Below are 16,035 nucleotides of genomic sequence, written 5' to 3' on the forward strand. Positions count from 1 at the left end.
CTCCCCATGCGTTTCAGACACGTGCTTAAACCCGGGCGATAGAAGCGTGATTTCGCCGCGGAGTAAATTGCGTTTCGTTCTGCCCGCCGGCGTGGCCGGGAATGTTTTTGTCCTGGCGGGCCGCATCGGCAGGTCGAAGCTTGTCGCCGTGCGCGCCTTATCCCGTGGCAGTGCCGCGCAGCAGCACGTTGAGCCCGATCGCCATCACCTTGGCCGATTCCACCATGTCCGATATCCCGACCCATTCGTCCGGCCGGTGGGCGAGGTCGAGAATGCCTGGGCCATAGGCGATGCAATCATAGATATGGCCGATGCGGGCAATGTGCTTCTGGTCATAGGTGCCGGGCGAAATGACATAGTCGGGTTCGCGGTCGAAGATCGCCATGATGCCTTGCGCAACTGCCTTGACCACCGGCGCGTCGCGCTCGGTCATCAGTGGCAGCACTTCCATCAGGTCGCGGATTTCGTAGTCGAATTTTTTCCGCTCGCGCTTCAACCGGTCGAGAATGCCGGTCACTTCACCTTTGACGGTGTCGAGATCCTCCTCGAGCAGGAAACGGCGATCGATGGTCAGCCGGCAGGAATCGGGCACGTTGGGCGAGGGCAGGCCGGGCCGGAAATCCTCGGTCTGGCCGCCATGGATCGAATTGATGTTCATGGTCGAGCGTTTTGCTCCTTCGGGCACGACCGGCATGCGCGTCATCTTGCGGTCGAGCGCGGGGAACAATTCGTCCTCGAAAGCCCTGAGCACGGCGCCCATATGGCGCACCGCATTGTCGCCGAGAAACGGCATGGAGCCATGCGCGATCTCGCCCTTGGTCTCGATCTCCGCCCACCAGACGCCGCGATGACCGAGGCAGATGCGGTCCTTGTTCAGCGGCTCGGGAATGATGACGTGGTCGACCCTGGGTTTTGAGAAATAGCCGAGCCTGGCCAGATGGGCGACGCCGCCGAAGCCGCCGGACTCCTCGTCGACGGTGCCGGATATTTCGATGGCGCCGGGAAAGTCGGGAAACACTTCCAGGAAGGCTTCGGCGGCGATGATCGAGGCGGCAAGGCCGCCCTTCATGTCGCAGGCGCCGCGGCCATAGACCTTGCCGTCTCTGACGATGCCGGCAAAGGGATCGACGGTCCAGCCGTCGCCGGCTTCGACCACGTCGATATGCGAGTTGAAGTGGACGCAGGCGCCGGGCGATCTCCCGTCGAAACGGGCAACGACATTGACGCGCGGGTAGCGGTCGGTGTCGCCGGGCGTGCCTTCGGCGCGGATGAATTCGGTCTCGAAACCGCTCTTCTTCAGCCGCGCACCGAGATATTCGGCGCATGGCCGGTAGGCCTCGCCGGGTGGATTGATGGTCGGAAAACGGATCAGCTCGGCGGTCAGCGCGACGACATCGTCGCGCCTGTCATCGATTGCCTGGAGGAGTCGCTCGTTCATGCGCGGAGTTGAGCAGCGATATCAGCGGTTTTGCAAGCCCGCCGATGATCAAGCCCGTGCGGCGTGTCGTTGCGGCAACTATCGCGGGAAATCGTTCAAATTCGCTGCTTTGGATTGGCGAATTGGTCAAGGAGTGTGTGTTACCCCGTTCACCTGCCATTAAAAAGATGAAAAACAACGTGAGGGCAGGCAAGTAAGGGGCAATCAAAGGGGTTTGATCACATGAAAAAGACAGTTCTCATGGCGGCCGTGTTCGTCGCGATGCTGTTCGGTGCTTCGGGGCAAGGCTGGGCAGCCAGCCTCGTTGCAAATATAGACGTGTCGTCGCAGACGATGACGGTCAGATATGGTCTGTCGGTTTATCGGTGGAGTGTCTCCACCGCGCGTTCCGGCTATTTCACGCCACGCGGCACCTATCGGCCGCAGCGTACGGCCCGGATGTGGTATTCGCGCAAATATCATATGTCGCCTATGCCCTATTCCGTGTTCTTCCATGGCGGCTATGCCATCCACGGAACCGGCGCCGTCAGGCAACTTGGCAGCCCGGCGTCGCATGGTTGCGTGCGACTGCACACGGCCAATGCCGCAGCGTTTTATTCGATGGTGCGGGAAGTGGGCTTCGGCAACACGCGCATTGTCGTCACCAACTAAGGCTTTGCCCGGCTGTTGATTCCACCGTGATCTTTCGCGGTGGGATCAGATTCGGTTGCCTTCATCCCGGGCGTTTCGCCCGGAAAATGTTGCAGGAATAGCGCACCGATATGGAAACGGTGCCGCTACGTCACTTTCGCCTCGTGAATGTTCTTTCGACGAGCGCGGTTGTGGTAGATGCGATTCAGCTAATTTTCGAGGGGCTTTGATGTACAGATTTCTTCTTGGGGCGGCGATTGCCGCTACAGCGACTTCGGCTTTCGCCGCTGACGCGGTGACGCCGATCGTCATGGATCAGGAACTCGCTCAGCCGCATATTTCCGGCTATGTCGAAGCCTATCTCGGCGGATTGTACCTGTCGGCCGACGGTGGACACCTCTCGGCGAGGGGAGCAGGCGGTGCGGGCCGGGTCAATTTCCCGATCGACGCGCGCTGGAACATCCAGACCGACGCGAACATAGATTCGCTTTGGGTCGAGGGCAGCAACCTTTATGGTTATGGTGGCGCGGTCCACGGCTACTGGCGCGACCCGAGCAGCTATGCGCTTGGCGGGTTCGCGACCTTCACACGCTACGGCGGGGACATTGGCGGTCCGAAGATCTACAACTTCACGGTTGGCCCCGAAGCCCAGGCCTATTTCGGCAACGTGACCGTCTATGGCCAGATTTACTACGGCCAGCTACGGGCCAATGGCGAATCCGAGCATTATGACCAATGGGGCGGCCGCGCCGTGGTGCGCTACTTCGCCCAGGACAATCTTCGCTTCGACGGCGAGCTTGGCTTTGCGAGACTGTCAGGGTTCGGCGATCATCTCAACACCATTACCGCGGCGCTGCAGGCCAACTACCGGTTCTCCGGTACGCCGTTCTCGGTGTTTGGACGCTATCAGCTGGATCACATGTCAATTGCGAGCACTGATCTGAACATCCACAAATACCTGATCGGCCTGCGCGCGAGCTTTGGTTCGAACACGCTGCTCGAGGAAGACCGCAACGGCGCCACGATGGACACCTATCGGCCCAATTTCATCTTGCCGTTGCCGGGGATCTGACATAGGCAGGCTTTCCAGGCCGGCACAGAGATCGATTGGAGAAAGCCGCGGGGAGCAATCCTCGCGGCTTTTCCCTTTTGTGCACATCCGCCCCCGTGCGGCGGTGGGCCGCTGGCCTCGCTGGGACGCTGCGGCAACGAGAGGGATATGGCTGGCTATTGCTTGCTGACCCATGAATTGCGTGCAGTGCATGGGCAGGCCTCGCCGATGAACGAGCTCAGGCGCCGGCGACCGGCGCCTTTGCCTGCGAAGGCCGCTTTCTCCGCCCGCCGCCGATCTCCCACCTCTTGTGGAACCACATCCACTGGCCCGGGTCTTCGCGTACCCAGCGTTCGACCACGTCGCAGAGCAACTGGGTGGTGGCATGGACATCGACGCTGCCGTCAGCGGTGCGCGGCAAGGTGAGCTTGTCTTCGATCTCGAGCCGGAAGCGGTTGCCTGGCAGCCTGACACAGCGCGCCGGATAGACGTCGCAGTCGTAGTGACGGGCAAGGGTGCCCAACACCCGATTGCTCTGGCAGGGACGGCCGAAGAATGTCGTGTCCAGGCCGTTGGAGAATTTCTGGTCGACAAGGATGCCGATATTGCCGCCATTCTCCAGAACCCCTGCCAGCGCGAATGAGGCGCCGGCCATCGATGGCAGCAATGAGCCCATGGTCGAACGGCGCGTCGACAGGATGTAGTCGGCGAGATAGGGATTGTTGGGCGGGCGAAACAGCGCCGTGATATTCATGCCGAAGGTCGCTGCCGCCACCGGCAAGAGTTCGAAATTGCCGAGATGGCCGGTGAAGACGATATGCGGCTTCTGTTCGCCGGCGATCTCGACGAAATGCTCTATTCCCCCGACCTCGACGCGGCCGGGCTTGCTGGCTGCGGGATCGTAGTCGAACAGGGCGTCGAGAAAGATGTATTCGGCGGCCAGCCGAGCCATGTTGCCCCACATGTCGGAGGCGATCGCCTGGATTTCGCTTTCGCTTTTTTCCGGATAGGCGTTGCGCAGATTGTCGACGGCGACCTGATGGCGGCCCACCCGGGGGCCGACGCGGCGCGCGACCCGGTCGGCGAAGTTCAGCGCACTGTCGGCCGGCAACAGGCGCAGAACCGAGATGATCATCATCGCCGCGCGCGCCACCAGCCAGTAATTGAGCTGGCGCAGCTGCCTGCCGTAACGAAATTTGAGGTCCCGGCGGAACTTCTTGAACACAGAGGTCAAGGCTCTAGCCGACGCGCAGGATGATCTTGCCGAACACGTCGCGGCCTTCCATGCGCTTCAGCGCGGCATCGATACCGTCGAAGTCGACTTCGGTGTCGATGACCGGTGAGACCTGTCCCGCCGCCATTTTCTGCATGGCGTTGGCCATGTTCTCCATGCGGCAGCCGAACGAACCGAGCAGTTTCAGTTGCTGCTGGAACAGCTGCATCAAATTGATCTGCGTCGACACGCCGGAGGTCGAACCGCAGGTCACCAGGCGGCCGCCACGCTTCAGGCACAGCATCGAGGCGGCAAAGGTGTCGGCGCCGACATGTTCGAAGACGACATCGACGCCCTTCTTCTTGGTCAGCTTGCGCACGACGCCCTCGAAACGGTCGTCGCGATAGTTGATGACATGGTCGGCGCCGAGCGCCTTGGCCTTGTCGATCTTGTCGTTCGAGCCGACCGTGGTGATGATGGTGCAGCCCATTCGCTTGGCCAGCTGGATGGCCGCCGAGCCGATGCCGGATCCGCCGGCATGGATGAGGATGGTCTCGCCGGGCTGCAGCCTGGCGTTGTCGAACAGCATGTGCTCGACGGTGCCGAAGGTGACGGGCGCCACCGCTGCACCGATGTCGGTCACGCCGGGCGGAGCAGGGACTAGCAGGCGGGCCGGCAGGTTGATTTTCTCCTGCGCGAAACCGTCGAGATGGAAGCCGTGAACGCCCGAAACATGTTCGCAGAGATTGTCGCGGCCTTCGCGGCATGCGCGGCAAAGGCCACAGGTGCGTGCGCCGTAGATCGACACCAATTGTCCGGGCAGCAGGCTGGAAACGCCTGGGCCGACCGCCTCGACCTCGCCGGAGGCCTCCGCGCCAACGACCAGCGGCAGCTTGCGCTTGGCGAAGGCCATGCCGCGCCAGCCCCAGACGTCGATGTGGTTCAGCGCCACCGCCTTGATGCGCAGCGTGACTTCGCCGAGTGCCGGCGGTGGGGGGAGGCGGCAGGTCCACCGTCTCAAGACGGCGGTCCTCTATAAGTTGCAATGCGCGCATGGGGCCTGTCGGTTCAGTCTGGCTGAAAAAGGTCGCTTAGACCGGTTCCCGCGCCATGACAAGGCAAGTGTTCTGGCCGCCGAAGCCGAAGGAGTTCGACAGAACGGTGCGAACCTCGGCATTGCGCTTCTTGTTCGGCACCACGTCGAGCACGATCGCGGGGTCCGGATTGTCATAGTTGATGGTCGGCGGAATGACGCTTTCGCGCATCGTCATCAGCGAGAACGCCGCCTCGACCGCGCCCGCCGCCGACAGCGTGTGGCCAATCATCGACTTGTTCGACGAAACCGGCATCGAGCCGATCCGTTCGCCGAACACGGTCGAGAGCGCCAGATGTTCCATCTTGTCGTTCTCCGGAGTCGACGTGCCGTGGGCGTTGACATAGTCGATCTCGTCTTCACTCAGGCCGGCATCGGCGAGGGCGGCGCGAACCGCGGCGATGGCCGGCGAAGCGTCCGGCTTCGAGCGGGTGCGGTGGAAGTCGTCGGCCTTCTCGCCGCAACCGCCCAGGACGCCGAGAATAGTCGCGCCGCGAGCCAATGCCGTCTCAAGCGATTCCAACACCAGTGCCCCGGATCCCTCGGCCAACACGAAGCCGTCGCGATCCCTGGAGAAGGGCTTCGATGCCTTTTCGGGAATGTCGTTGTGCGTGGAGAGCGCCGAAAGCAATGAGAAACGGATCAATGCCTCGGCGGTCGCGGAACCGTCCGCGCCGATCGATAGCGCTCGGTCGCATTCGCCGCGTCGGATCGCCTCGACGCCGAGCTGGATCGCGGTGGCACCTGAAGCGCAAGCCGTCGACAGCGTGATTGGCAGACCACGTGTGCCAAGGCGGTCGGCAAGGCGGTCGGCGATCGAACCGAACTGGGTGGTCTCGAAAATATCCAGCTCTTTCAAGCTACGCGCGACCCGAAGCAGTCTTTCGGCGGCGGTGTCATCCTTGTCCTTGTCAGAATTGTAGAGCGAGAAGCGCTCGGCCCAGTCGAGTTCGACCGGCGGCGATGCGAGGAAGAGCGGTCCGCCGAAATCGCTGGAATCAAGACCGGCTTCGGTCACCGCTTCGAGGCCCGCAAGCTCGGCCAGCTCATAGGTGAGCGGGCTGGCACCTTTCGAACTCGACGGCAGGAAATCGACCATGCCGGAGATGCGGGTGTTCAGTTGATCGATGGGAAAGCGGGTGATCGGGTGAATGCCCGACTTGCCGGAGGTCAGCGCCGCCCAATTGTCTGATTTGCCGACGCCAAGCGAGGTCACCACGCCGATGCCGGTGACGGCGACGATCGGCCTGCCCATGTGATCGTTTAGATTGGCCATCCGGTAGCCCTCGACCTTTTATCGTTGCAGCATGGATCGTGGAGCACCGCCTCAGGCGGCGTTGACCAGCGCCATGCCTTCGAATTGGTGATAGCCGATCGCCGTTGCAAGGACGGCTGCGGGAACGCCTTCGTATGGCGTCTCGGCTGCGGCATCAAAAACAGGGTATGCGGCCTTGCGGTCGACGGCGAGTGCCGCCAGCGCCACGGCGAAGGGAAACTGCGCTTCCTTCATGTGCCCGGTTAGCGTCGAGAAGCCGCGCGCGGCGATCGCCGGATTGGCATCGAGCGCTGCCTTCTCGGCTGATGTCGCCGCATGCGCCCCCGATGCGCCCGACAGGGCCAGCAATTTGCCGTTCGGCAATGCAGCCTGGTTAAGCAGCGCGGCGATCTCGGCGTCGAGTTCTCCCCGTGGCCGTCTGGCGCGGCCGGAGACGACCGGCCCGAGCTCGGCATAGATCTTTCGTCCGCGGCTTGTCGCGTGTTCGCGCTGCTCCAGCACCAGGAATGCGCCGCCGGATCCGGTCACAACGCCGCCGCCCTCGGCGCCCCGTCTTTGCCAGACCGGCTTCCACGCGCCGCGATGCAGATAGCCGGCAAGCTCATAGCCGAGCAGCATGTCGGAATGTTCGGTCTGGAAGGCGCCGCCGACCAGGATATGCGTCGACTGGCCCGAGCGGATGCGCGCGGCGGCGGTCTCGACGGCGGCAACGCCGGCACCTTCCTCACCCATGAAGGTTCGGGACGAGCCGGTGACCTTGTGGACGATGGAGATGTTGCCGGCGAGCAGGTTGGACAATTGGGCCAGGAACAGTGTCGGCCGCAATTCAGTGGTCAATTTCTCGTTGAGCAGCACATCGCGGTCATTGCGGCTTTCCGAAGCGGCGAGAATGGCGGCATCGACCGCCTCGTCGCGCTCGCCACCGCCGGCGGCCACAACCATGTCCATGGTCGCGCAGAGTTCGTCATTGCCCTTGATGCCGGCATCGTCCAGCGCAAGGCCGGCAGCATAGGTGCCGAGCCTTTGCCAGGTTTCCATCTGGCGCTGATCGCCGCGCTTGGCGATCTGCAGGTTCCAGTCGATCTCAGGCAGCGGATGGACGGTGTAGGGCGCAAAGCGCGCCGTTTCCAGCATCGGCTGCAGGCCCGGCTGCGCGAGCTTTTGCCAATGGGTATCAGGACCTTCCCCCAGCGAGGAGACAAGGCCGATACCGGTGATGACGACGTCGCGGGGGCTGCTCATGGGCGGCTTTGTGGGTCAGGTTGTTTCTTGACTTTGCGCATGATCCTTTCCGAAAATCGATGCCGATTTTCGGGGTCATGCGCAGAGCGCGTCAAGATCGTGCGCTCAACTGACGTCAAGCGGTCTTGGCGGCGACCAGCGCGTCGATCTTGGCGCACAGGTTCTTCATGACGAAGTAATCGTCGGTCGAAGCCTTGCCGTCATTGACCTCCTGGGTCCACTTTTCCAGCGGCACCTTGATGCCGAATTCCTTGTCGATTGCGAAGACGATGTCGAGGAAATCGAGGCTGTCGATGCCGAGATCGTCGATCGTGTGGCTTTCGGGCGTGATGGTGTCGATATCGATCTCGCTGGTGTCGGCAATGATCTTGGCGACTTTGTCGAACGTGGTGGACAAGGGCTTTTCCTTCGGTTGCGGGCGGAATCTGTCCGCATCTTGTTTGGGCGCTGTCTAATCGGTTTTTCCCGGCAGGAAAAGGCCTGATACGCCGGGCGCAGATGGGTAGGGTGCCGAGGAAACGCAAGAAGGGCCGCCGGTCGACCCGGCGGCCCTTCCATTGACGTTACGTCAGTCTTTGTTTCGATGCACGTCGTTTTCCCAAAACCGGAACCACTTTTGGGCGACATGCATCAGCTGTCGCGGAGCTTAACCAGGTCGTTCAGCAGCCCGCCCGTTCCGTTGTGGACGGTCAGCCGCTCGACCTTGCCGGCGATGGTTTCCAGAGCCTCGAGCTCCTTCAACCGCAGCATCACCGGGTTTTCCGCCATCACCCTGGCCGTGTTGAGCAGCGAACGCGTGGCGTTCGTCTCCTCGCGGCGGCGGATGATGTTGGCCTCGGCCTGCTTTTCGGCCGACACCACCTGGTTGAGGATCTCGCGCATCTCGCCCGGCAGGATGACATCCTTGAGGGCGATATCGCTGACCTCTACTCCGATCTCGGCCATGTCGGCGCGGACCTTGCCGGCGGCCTCCTCGTCGATCGTCACCTTCTTTTCAAGGATCTGGTCGAGCGTCAGCGCGCCAAGCGTCTTGCGGAAGGCATACTGCAGGGCGCGGTAGAGGGCTTCGGAGAAGTCCTTCACCATGCTGACCGCCTTGACCGGATCGACGACCCGGTATTCGGCGGCGATGTTGACGCGGATCGTGACGCGATCCTTGGTCAGCACTTCCTGCCCGGCAACGTCGAGCGACTGGCGCTTGAGGTCGACGACCTTGATCTGCACCATGCGTCCGACGTTCCAGAAGCCATGCACGCCCGCCGTCAGCGTCCTGACCAGGACACCGTCGATGAAGAGCAGTCCGGCCTGACCGTCGACGACCGGATGGACGGACATCAATTCCGCCTTCCGGGCCTGGCCGAGCCGGCGCATGACCGCCGCATCGATGGCGAGATCGACTGACGTGTCGATCAGCGTCACCTTCCACGGACCGGCATCCGTCCACAGCACCAGCTTGCGATCCGGCGCCAGAACGGCGTGCAGATTGCCGTCACGCTCGATGACGGCAACATCCGTGCGTCCGGTGCGAACAACGGTGAAATGACGCGCGGCCACATCCGGGAGCTTGTCGAACAACGCCTTCTCGTATGCCGAAACGAATTCCGGGTTCTTCAGATCGTGCCGCGACACTTCGAGGCTGCCGCGCCGGTTGGCGAGCCAATGTTCGCCCGGCATCAGGACAGCCTTGATCTCACCCTTGTGGAGGGTGAGGGCACGTTCGTTTTCCCTAACGAGGACGCGCTCGCGTCCAAGAACCTTGTCGAGAATGGTCATTGTCTTACTCCTGTCGGGCATGGCCCCATGCGAGGCGTCAAATCATGCGTCGATCGTCCTTTTCGTTTCTCGTTTCACTTCGTCGTCTTGCGTCATCGCCCGGGCACGAATGATGCGGGGACTGGTGGCATCAATCCGTAGCGGGCCTTCGGGAGCGGATCGCGGGGCAGCGAAGCGGGCGCCGGAAGCCTTGGCCTCCCTTGCCGGCGACACTGCGCCTTGATCGTCACCGCGGGCCTGGCCGCGAGCCGATGGCGTCGGACCTTTCGATACGGCCCGCACCCGAAGGTTTGTGCCGTCCGTCAGATCTTCAGCATTCCAGTCCCCGGACCGTTTTCAGATAACACCGTGGCAGGGTGCTGGCTTATCAGCCAATGGAGAAGGATTTGAACCTTCGACAGTCAGATTCTCGATCTGATGCTCTACCCAACTGAGCTATCCGTGGTGCAGATGAAGGGAATTGAACCCCCGACCTCCGGACCCAAATCCGGCGCTCTTCCGCTGAGCTACATCCGCGATCCCAATCCCCAAAGCGGCGCCGTATACAGGGCGGCAAAGCCGCCTGCACGGGCGGAGACGAAAGCTCCAACCGTTGTGCTCACTTCGGTTCTCGTGACCGGGAGCGCGCCTATAGCTCCTGCGACGGGTTGTCGCAAGCGGCATTGTCGCGGCGGATTTGCGGCTTCTTTCAATGGTGGCATTTCAGCAACACGCCCCGTCGTTACCAATCGTCCGCGCTTGATGTTACCAATGTACCATGATACCACTTCGTTATGAACATCGAACGCGTGCAGACCGGGGTCCGCTTGGAAAAACGACTGGTGAAGGTGCTCAAGGCCCTAGCCGAGCATCGCGACATGAGTCTCGGCGATCTCATCGAAGGCATCGTGCTGCATGCTTTCGAAGGCCAGGCGCCGTTTTCGCCGGCGACGCTCGAAACAATCGGCCAGTTGAAGCGCATCTACGGGCTGGAGCTCGGTGCGGCGGACAGCCACCGTCTGACTGAGGGGGAAGGCGGATGACGAGCCATCTTGAGCGCAATCACAGCATCGTCCTGTCCGCGCCGATCGATCGCGTCTTCCCGCTGTTCACACCGATCGGCGAGACCTTGTGGGTGGATGGCTGGGAGCCGGAGTTCCTGCATCCGCAAAGCGGAGAAACGCAGCAAGGCATGGTCTTCCGGACCGTCCACGGTGATGAGACGACACTCTGGGCCTGCGCCGACTGGGATCCTGACGGGCATCGTGTCCGCTATGTCAGGGTCACGCCGGATTCGCGTTTCGGATTTGTCGAGGTGGCCTGCCGTAAGGCGATTGACGGGGGTACCGAGGCGACGATTGCCTATACGTTCACGGCCCTGAACGCGGCGGGCAGGTCGTATCTGTCCGGACTGACGCAGGATGCGTTCGCGCACATGATCGAGGCATGGAAAGTCCGCATCGATGCGTGGTTGCTCACCGGCGCGTCAGCCGGGTCTCGCCAAGGCTAAAAGGTCACGCGGCCGAGCACGCGCAGGCCATCGCCTTGCGGCTCGACGACCACGGCCTCGCCTTCGCGCGGCGAGATGCCGGTCAGTGCCATGATGTCTTCCAGATGGGTGACCATGACCAGATTGTCGGAACCGGAATAGGCGCGGATTTCCTTCAGGATCGCGGCAATCTGCGCGGCCTTCTGCGTCTCGTCGCCCTTCAGGAGATCGAGCGGTGCAAAGAGCGCCGGCTCGGCCTCGAAGGCGATGCGGGCGGTGTCGAGGCAGCGGCAATAGCGGCTGGACAGCACGCGCTCGATCGGTGCCGCACGGGCGGCAAACAGAGCGCCGATCTTGCTTGCCTGCTGCTTGCCGCGCGCCGACAGGTTCATTTGGGTGGCACAGCTGTCGATGTCGAAATTGGCCGGGTCGGTGGTGCCGGTGACCATGGCATGGCGCAGCAGCACGACATGCCCGCCATCGCGCAGCAGCGCCCAGCCTGCATCCGTGGCGTGAGCCACGCCGGGAACAACAAGCAGGAACAACGCCAAGGCAAATCGAATCATCCGCTATCCTACTCCGGTTCCCGGCAATGGGTTCCGGTGACAGGACATATAGGGACGGTAAAGCCGGCCGAAAGACAAGGCGCGGTCGGACGGAGCGCTACTTCTTCGCCATCTGCTTCTTCACCAGATCGATCTTCTGGTCGGTGAGCGGGATGGGGATCGTGTAGCCGGCCTCGGTAAAGCCCTGCTTGGCGTTCTCGAAGAATTCGATCGCCTTTTGATATTCGGCCTTGCCGCCGCCATAGGTGGCTCGGTTCCAGTGGATGTCGCCAAGATTGTTCTGCGCGAAGGCCCATTGCATGGGCAGGCTCTCCCTGGTGAATACCTTCAGCGTCGCCGTGAAGGCGGCCTCGGCATCACCGAGATATTTGTCGGTGCGTTCGAGATTGCCGAGGTTGAGCAGGCTCATGCCGATGCCGTTCTGGGCGTTGGCCCAGTCGACCGGTGCCGCGTCGACGGTCAGCACTTCGAGTGCCGCCCTGCGGGCTGCGATGGACTCAAGCAAGGTCTTGGTGTCGGCACTGCTCATGCTCAGCCAGTGTAGCGTCGATCCTAGACCGGCCTGGGCCAGCGCCCATTGGCGCGGGTTCGTCTCGCGCTTGTACTCGCGCAACGCATCCCGGTAGGCGGCAATGGCCTCACCGTAATATTCCGGCTTGTCGGTGACGCCGCCGAGAAGCTGCAGCGTGTTGCCGAGATTGTAGTGGCTCATTGCCCAGTCGAGAGGGAATTTCCGTCTGACATAGACCTGCCGGGCGGCCTGGAACGCCGCGGCCGACTGCTCCAGCTTGGCCGCGTCGCGGGTGCGCTGGCCAAGTGTCTGGTAGATCGAACCGAGATTGTTCTGCACTGAGGCCCAGTCCATCGGGAAACGCTGCCGGGTGAACACCGTCAGCGCATCGTCATAGGCGGCCGCGGCCTCCTCGAGCGCGTCGGTGCCCATATCGAAGCGGGCGACGCCGCTCAGCGCGTTGCCGAGGTTGAGCCGGCTGGTTGCCCACGAGACCGGGAAGGTTTCACGGGTTCGCACCTCGAGCGCAGCACGGAATGCATCCGCCGCCTCGTTGATCTTGGCCTTGTCGTTGAGCTGGATGCCGAGCGACACCAGCGTGTTGCCGAGATTGTTCTCGACCATCGCCCATTCAACCGGCGCCTTTTCGCGCGTGTACTCCTCAAGTGCCAGCCGGTAGGCCACTTCTGCTTGCGTCAGATGTTCGCCGGCGGCTTCGCGCTCGGACAGCGCATAGAGCGCCAGGCCGAGATTGTTCTGCGAAGCGGCCCAGTCGAGCGGCACTTTTTCACGCGGGCGCTTCTCCAATGTCGCGCGCATCGCCACCACTGCTTCGTTCAGGCGCTTCGGATCGCTCTCGCGTTCGCCGATCTTCAACAGCACATTGGCCAGATTGTTCTGCGCGGCGGCCCAGTTGAGATCGTCCTTCTCACGCTCGAACACGACAAGGGAATCGCGAAAGATCAGCGCTGCTTCTTCGAGATGCGCGGTTTCGGTCTCGCGCTCGCCAATGGTCTGCAGCACAACCGCCATGTTGTTGCGGGTGATTGCCCAGTCGCGATTCTGTTCGCCATTGGGGATGAAGTTCAGGATGGTGCGATAGGCCTCGATGGAGTGCTGCAGCGCATCCAGGTCGCCGGTGGCGTAGCCGTAGGCGTTCAGCGCCTCGGCTTCCTGGTTCTTGTAATTCCAGCGCAGCTTGTCGTCCCATTTTTCGGCCAGCGAAAACGCCTTGGCGTAGTCGCCGGCGGCGGATTTGTAGTCGAAGACCAGCGCCGAGGCACCGGCGCGCCGGGCGTAGATCGCGGCATCGGCAAGGCGCTTCTGCTTGACGAAATCCTCGGCCTCATCGACCGCATCGTTGGTCTGTTCGACCCGGCCGACCGCATCGTCGAGGAATTTCCGCGCCGTCACGATGGCGCCCTGGCCGATGGCCTTGTCGGCGGAGGCGACCAGCCGTTTGATCTCCGGATCGTCGGTGCGCAGCGCTGCGCGCTCGGACATCATCTTCTTCAGGCGCTCGGCCTGGGCGTCGAGGACCTTTTGCAGGTCGGACGGATCCTCCGGGATCTTTTCCGTACCGAGCGCCTTCAGCACGCCGTAGAGCGCATCGAGCGGCACGCCTTCCTGCAGCGAGGCCAGTTCCACCTGCGCCCGTTTCGGGTCGGGCAGGTCGGAAATGGTCAGCAGCAGCTGGCGCCGCTCGCCGGTGATCAGCCCGTCGTCGCCGGTCGGCTCCGCTGGTGCGACGCCGAAATAGAGCAGCCGGCGCAAGCTTTCATTGACCCAGGGGCGCTGCCTTGCCTTGGTGTCGAGATAGACTTCTTCGGTCACCATGCGCATGACCGAGCCGAATTCGGTGCCCTTCATCGCCGCAAGATGGCGCAGCAGAGCGGACGCGTAAGGGCTGTTTTCGCCAGCGGCGCCATCGAGCGCCGGGCGACCCGGCTCGGCGGCAAAGCCGACCACGGTGCCGAGGCTCGCGTCGGCCGCCGGCGCGTTGCCGAGCGCCTTGGCGCCGCGCACCGGTTCCAGCCCGCCGGCGCCAATCGGCGAGGCGGAAGCGGTCGGTGCGCGTCGCACCACGGCGTCCTGCGGGAACGGATTGGTGCGGCAGGCGTCGAGCAGCACGATCGTCACCGGCACGGTCTTTTTCAACGCGTCCATGAGGGCGGAAATCGGCACCAAAGCCGCGTCGGCATCCTTCAGTGACGACACGTCGGCATCGACCGGAACCAGATAGTTCTCGCCGCCGGCCTCGATGCCGTGACCGGAATAATAGATGAAGGCGACATCGGCGCCTTCGGCGTCTTCCGTGAACCGCTCCAGGTCACGTTTCAGCTTGGTGGCGTCGCGATCGGTGACGCTGCGTGCGTCGAAGCCGAGGTCGGTCAGCATCTTGGCCATGTCGCGGGCATCGTTGGCGGGGTTGGGCAGCGCTGCGATGTGCTCGTATTTCGACTGGCCGATGATCAGCGCCACGCCCTTCAGGCTCTTTGTTTCAGCAACTGCAAGCGCGGTCACGGCAAGGCAAAGCAGTGCGGCGACGAAAGCCGTCAGCCACGCCTGCCGCAACAAGTTACGCTTCGTGGTTTCGACAAAGGCCATTTGTCGTTGGTGTCCGCCCTGATAATCCAAGCCTTCTATAACGCTGCCAGCCGACGATGATCAAATTCGGGCGCGATTGCGTCGCGGTCGTGGCTCGCCTATCACGGGAAACTCGCCCGTCACGGTAAAAATGTCTCCGCTCACCGAAACCGTCCTTTTCGTCTTCAGCCTTGTCGCGCTCGGCTATCTCGCCGGGTTTACCGGCTATCTGAAGCCAGCGAGCGGCGAGGGGATATCGGAATTTGCCATCAACGTGGCGATGCCGCTGCTTCTGTTCCAGACGATGGTGAAGTCCGATTTCCACGGCGTGGCGCCATGGTCACTGTGGGGCGCCTATTTCGCGGCCGTCGCCATCACTTGGGCCGTCGGCCATCTCGCCACAACCCGGATCTTCGGCAGGGATGCCCGCGCCGGCGTCGTCGGCGGGGTTTCGTCTGCCTTCTCCAATATCGTGCTGCTCGGCGCTCCCTTCATTCTTGGCATCTTCGGCCCGAGCGGCTTCGAAGTGCTGTCGCTGCTGGTCTCCGTGCATCTGCCGATCATGCTGATGGCCTCGATCGTATTGTTCGAAGTCTTCGGCCGCGGCAGCGGCGAACCCGTGCATCCCTTGCGCGTTATCCGTAGCTTCCTCAGGCGGCTTTTCATGAATCCTTTGATCATCGGCATTCTGGCAGGGCTTGCATGGCGCATCACGGGTGCGCCGCTGCCAGATGTCGCCATGCGCTTGGTCGATGCTCTGGCCGATACGGCCGGTCCGGTGGCGCTGTTTGCCATGGGGCTCAGCCTGCGCCGCTTCGGCATTTCGGGCAATGTCAGGCCGGCGCTGGCGCTATCGGTGCTGAAGCTGTTCCTGATGCCGGCGCTGGTTCTGGCCTTCGTCTGGCTGCTCGGCCTGCCGCCCTTGACGGCCAAGGTGGCGGTGATGGTGGCTGCGATGCCATCCGGCGTCAATTCCTATCTGATCGCGGTGCAGTTCAACACCGGCCAGGCGTTGGCGTCGAACCAGATGACCATCGCCACGGCCTGCGCCGCCGTCACCACCGCGTTCTGGCTGACGGTTGTCGTGCAGGTTTTTGGATAGAGTATTTGGGGCGATGCATGGCTGCCTGGCCTCGTCTCACGCTGGCCTAAACCCTATATGCCATCTTGCGATTGCTTGAGGGCCTT

General features: G+C 62.6%; 13 protein-coding genes, 2 tRNA genes and 1 pseudogene. 5 read left to right on the forward strand and 11 right to left on the reverse strand.

From position 1 onward, the window contains the following. Positions 1-157: 157 nt before the first annotated feature. A complete protein-coding gene (locus tag HB777_09490) occupies positions 158-1,438 on the reverse strand; it encodes an acetylornithine deacetylase/succinyl-diaminopimelate desuccinylase family protein (GenBank protein ID QND64122.1) in 1,281 nt (426 codons plus the stop codon). Positions 1,439-1,660: 222 nt separating this feature from the next. Between HB777_09490 and HB777_09495 the strand changes: the two genes are divergently transcribed. Both HB777_09495 and HB777_09500 read left to right on the forward strand, forming a co-directional pair. Further along, positions 1,661-2,089 (forward strand): L,D-transpeptidase, encoded by a 429-nt coding sequence (locus HB777_09495; protein QND64123.1) that lies wholly within the window; start codon positions 1,661-1,663, stop codon positions 2,087-2,089. A gap of 208 nt (positions 2,090-2,297) precedes the next feature. Continuing rightward, positions 2,298-3,140, forward strand: coding sequence for a hypothetical protein (locus HB777_09500; GenBank protein ID QND64124.1), 843 nt, complete (start codon positions 2,298-2,300; stop codon positions 3,138-3,140). A gap of 217 nt (positions 3,141-3,357) precedes the next feature. On the opposite strand, the gene HB777_09505 is transcribed toward HB777_09500, so the two are convergent. From HB777_09505 to HB777_09540, 8 genes and pseudogenes are all read right to left on the reverse strand, one after another. Beyond that, on the reverse strand, positions 3,358-4,344 hold the full coding sequence (locus tag HB777_09505; GenBank protein QND68718.1) for a lipid A biosynthesis lauroyl acyltransferase: 987 nt from the start codon (positions 4,342-4,344) through the stop codon (positions 3,358-3,360). A gap of 13 nt (positions 4,345-4,357) precedes the next feature. Next, positions 4,358-5,387, reverse strand: a pseudogene (locus HB777_09510) (zinc-binding dehydrogenase). Positions 5,388-5,423: 36 nt separating this feature from the next. Beyond that, positions 5,424-6,701, reverse strand: coding sequence for a beta-ketoacyl-ACP synthase (locus tag HB777_09515; protein QND64125.1), 1,278 nt, complete (start codon positions 6,699-6,701; stop codon positions 5,424-5,426). Positions 6,702-6,752: 51 nt separating this feature from the next. After that, on the reverse strand, positions 6,753-7,943 hold the full coding sequence (locus HB777_09520) for a beta-ketoacyl-ACP synthase (protein QND64126.1): 1,191 nt from the start codon (positions 7,941-7,943) through the stop codon (positions 6,753-6,755). A 115-nt stretch (positions 7,944-8,058) separates the two neighbouring features. Then, on the reverse strand, positions 8,059-8,340 hold the full coding sequence (locus tag HB777_09525; GenBank protein QND64127.1) for an acyl carrier protein: 282 nt from the start codon (positions 8,338-8,340) through the stop codon (positions 8,059-8,061). A 233-nt stretch (positions 8,341-8,573) separates the two neighbouring features. Continuing rightward, complete coding sequence (locus tag HB777_09530; GenBank protein ID QND64128.1) at positions 8,574-9,716, reverse strand: slipin family protein; 1,143 nt, start codon at positions 9,714-9,716, stop codon at positions 8,574-8,576. A 375-nt stretch (positions 9,717-10,091) separates the two neighbouring features. Continuing rightward, positions 10,092-10,157 (reverse strand) — tRNA-Leu (locus HB777_09535). Between the two features lies 1 nt (position 10,158). Beyond that, positions 10,159-10,232: transfer RNA gene (locus HB777_09540), tRNA-OTHER, on the reverse strand. Between the two features lie 257 nt (positions 10,233-10,489). On the opposite strand from HB777_09540, the gene HB777_09545 reads away from it, so the two are divergent. Both HB777_09545 and HB777_09550 read left to right on the forward strand, forming a co-directional pair. Beyond that, a complete protein-coding gene (locus HB777_09545) occupies positions 10,490-10,738 on the forward strand; it encodes a hypothetical protein (GenBank protein QND64129.1) in 249 nt (82 codons plus the stop codon). After that, positions 10,735-11,205 carry an SRPBCC family protein gene (locus HB777_09550; protein ID QND64130.1) on the forward strand — a complete coding sequence of 157 codons (471 nt, stop codon included), beginning with the start codon at positions 10,735-10,737 and terminating at the stop codon, positions 11,203-11,205. The genes HB777_09545 and HB777_09550 overlap by 4 nt, the downstream gene beginning before the upstream one ends. Here the strand turns inward: HB777_09550 and HB777_09555 are convergent. Continuing rightward, the gene (locus tag HB777_09555) at positions 11,202-11,750 is read right to left on the reverse strand and encodes a histidine phosphatase family protein (protein QND64131.1); all 549 of its coding nucleotides are present in this window, start codon (positions 11,748-11,750) and stop codon (positions 11,202-11,204) included. The two genes, HB777_09550 and HB777_09555, sit on opposite strands and share 4 nt — an antisense overlap. Before the next feature lie 97 nt (positions 11,751-11,847). Continuing rightward, on the reverse strand, positions 11,848-14,868 hold the full coding sequence (locus HB777_09560; protein ID QND64132.1) for a peptidase C14: 3,021 nt from the start codon (positions 14,866-14,868) through the stop codon (positions 11,848-11,850). Between the two features lie 130 nt (positions 14,869-14,998). Between HB777_09560 and HB777_09565 the strand changes: the two genes are divergently transcribed. Continuing rightward, positions 14,999-15,949 carry an AEC family transporter gene (locus HB777_09565; protein ID QND64133.1) on the forward strand — a complete coding sequence of 317 codons (951 nt, stop codon included), beginning with the start codon at positions 14,999-15,001 and terminating at the stop codon, positions 15,947-15,949. Positions 15,950-16,035: the final 86 nt, after the last annotated feature.

The organism is Mesorhizobium loti (assembly GCA_014189435.1).
GTDB classification, from domain to species: Bacteria; Pseudomonadota; Alphaproteobacteria; order Rhizobiales; family Rhizobiaceae; genus Mesorhizobium; species Mesorhizobium loti_G.

Excerpts from the sequence above, each read along its gene's own strand:
- HB777_09495 (QND64123.1), top strand. The coding sequence starts at position 1,661 with ATGAAAAAGACAGTTCTCATGGCGGCCGTGTTCGTCGCGATGCTGTTC.
- HB777_09550 (QND64130.1), top strand. The coding sequence starts at position 10,735 with ATGACGAGCCATCTTGAGCGCAATCACAGCATCGTCCTGTCCGCGCCG.
- HB777_09520 (QND64126.1), bottom strand. The coding sequence starts at position 7,943 with ATGAGCAGCCCCCGCGACGTCGTCATCACCGGTATCGGCCTTGTCTCC.
- HB777_09545 (QND64129.1), top strand. The coding sequence starts at position 10,490 with ATGAACATCGAACGCGTGCAGACCGGGGTCCGCTTGGAAAAACGACTG.
- HB777_09560 (QND64132.1), bottom strand. The coding sequence starts at position 14,868 with ATGGCCTTTGTCGAAACCACGAAGCGTAACTTGTTGCGGCAGGCGTGG.
- HB777_09555 (QND64131.1), bottom strand. The coding sequence starts at position 11,750 with ATGATTCGATTTGCCTTGGCGTTGTTCCTGCTTGTTGTTCCCGGCGTG.
- HB777_09500 (QND64124.1), top strand. The coding sequence starts at position 2,298 with ATGTACAGATTTCTTCTTGGGGCGGCGATTGCCGCTACAGCGACTTCG.
- HB777_09565 (QND64133.1), top strand. The coding sequence starts at position 14,999 with ATGTCTCCGCTCACCGAAACCGTCCTTTTCGTCTTCAGCCTTGTCGCG.
- HB777_09530 (QND64128.1), bottom strand. The coding sequence starts at position 9,716 with ATGACCATTCTCGACAAGGTTCTTGGACGCGAGCGCGTCCTCGTTAGG.
- HB777_09515 (QND64125.1), bottom strand. The coding sequence starts at position 6,701 with ATGGCCAATCTAAACGATCACATGGGCAGGCCGATCGTCGCCGTCACC.
- HB777_09490 (QND64122.1), bottom strand. The coding sequence starts at position 1,438 with ATGAACGAGCGACTCCTCCAGGCAATCGATGACAGGCGCGACGATGTC.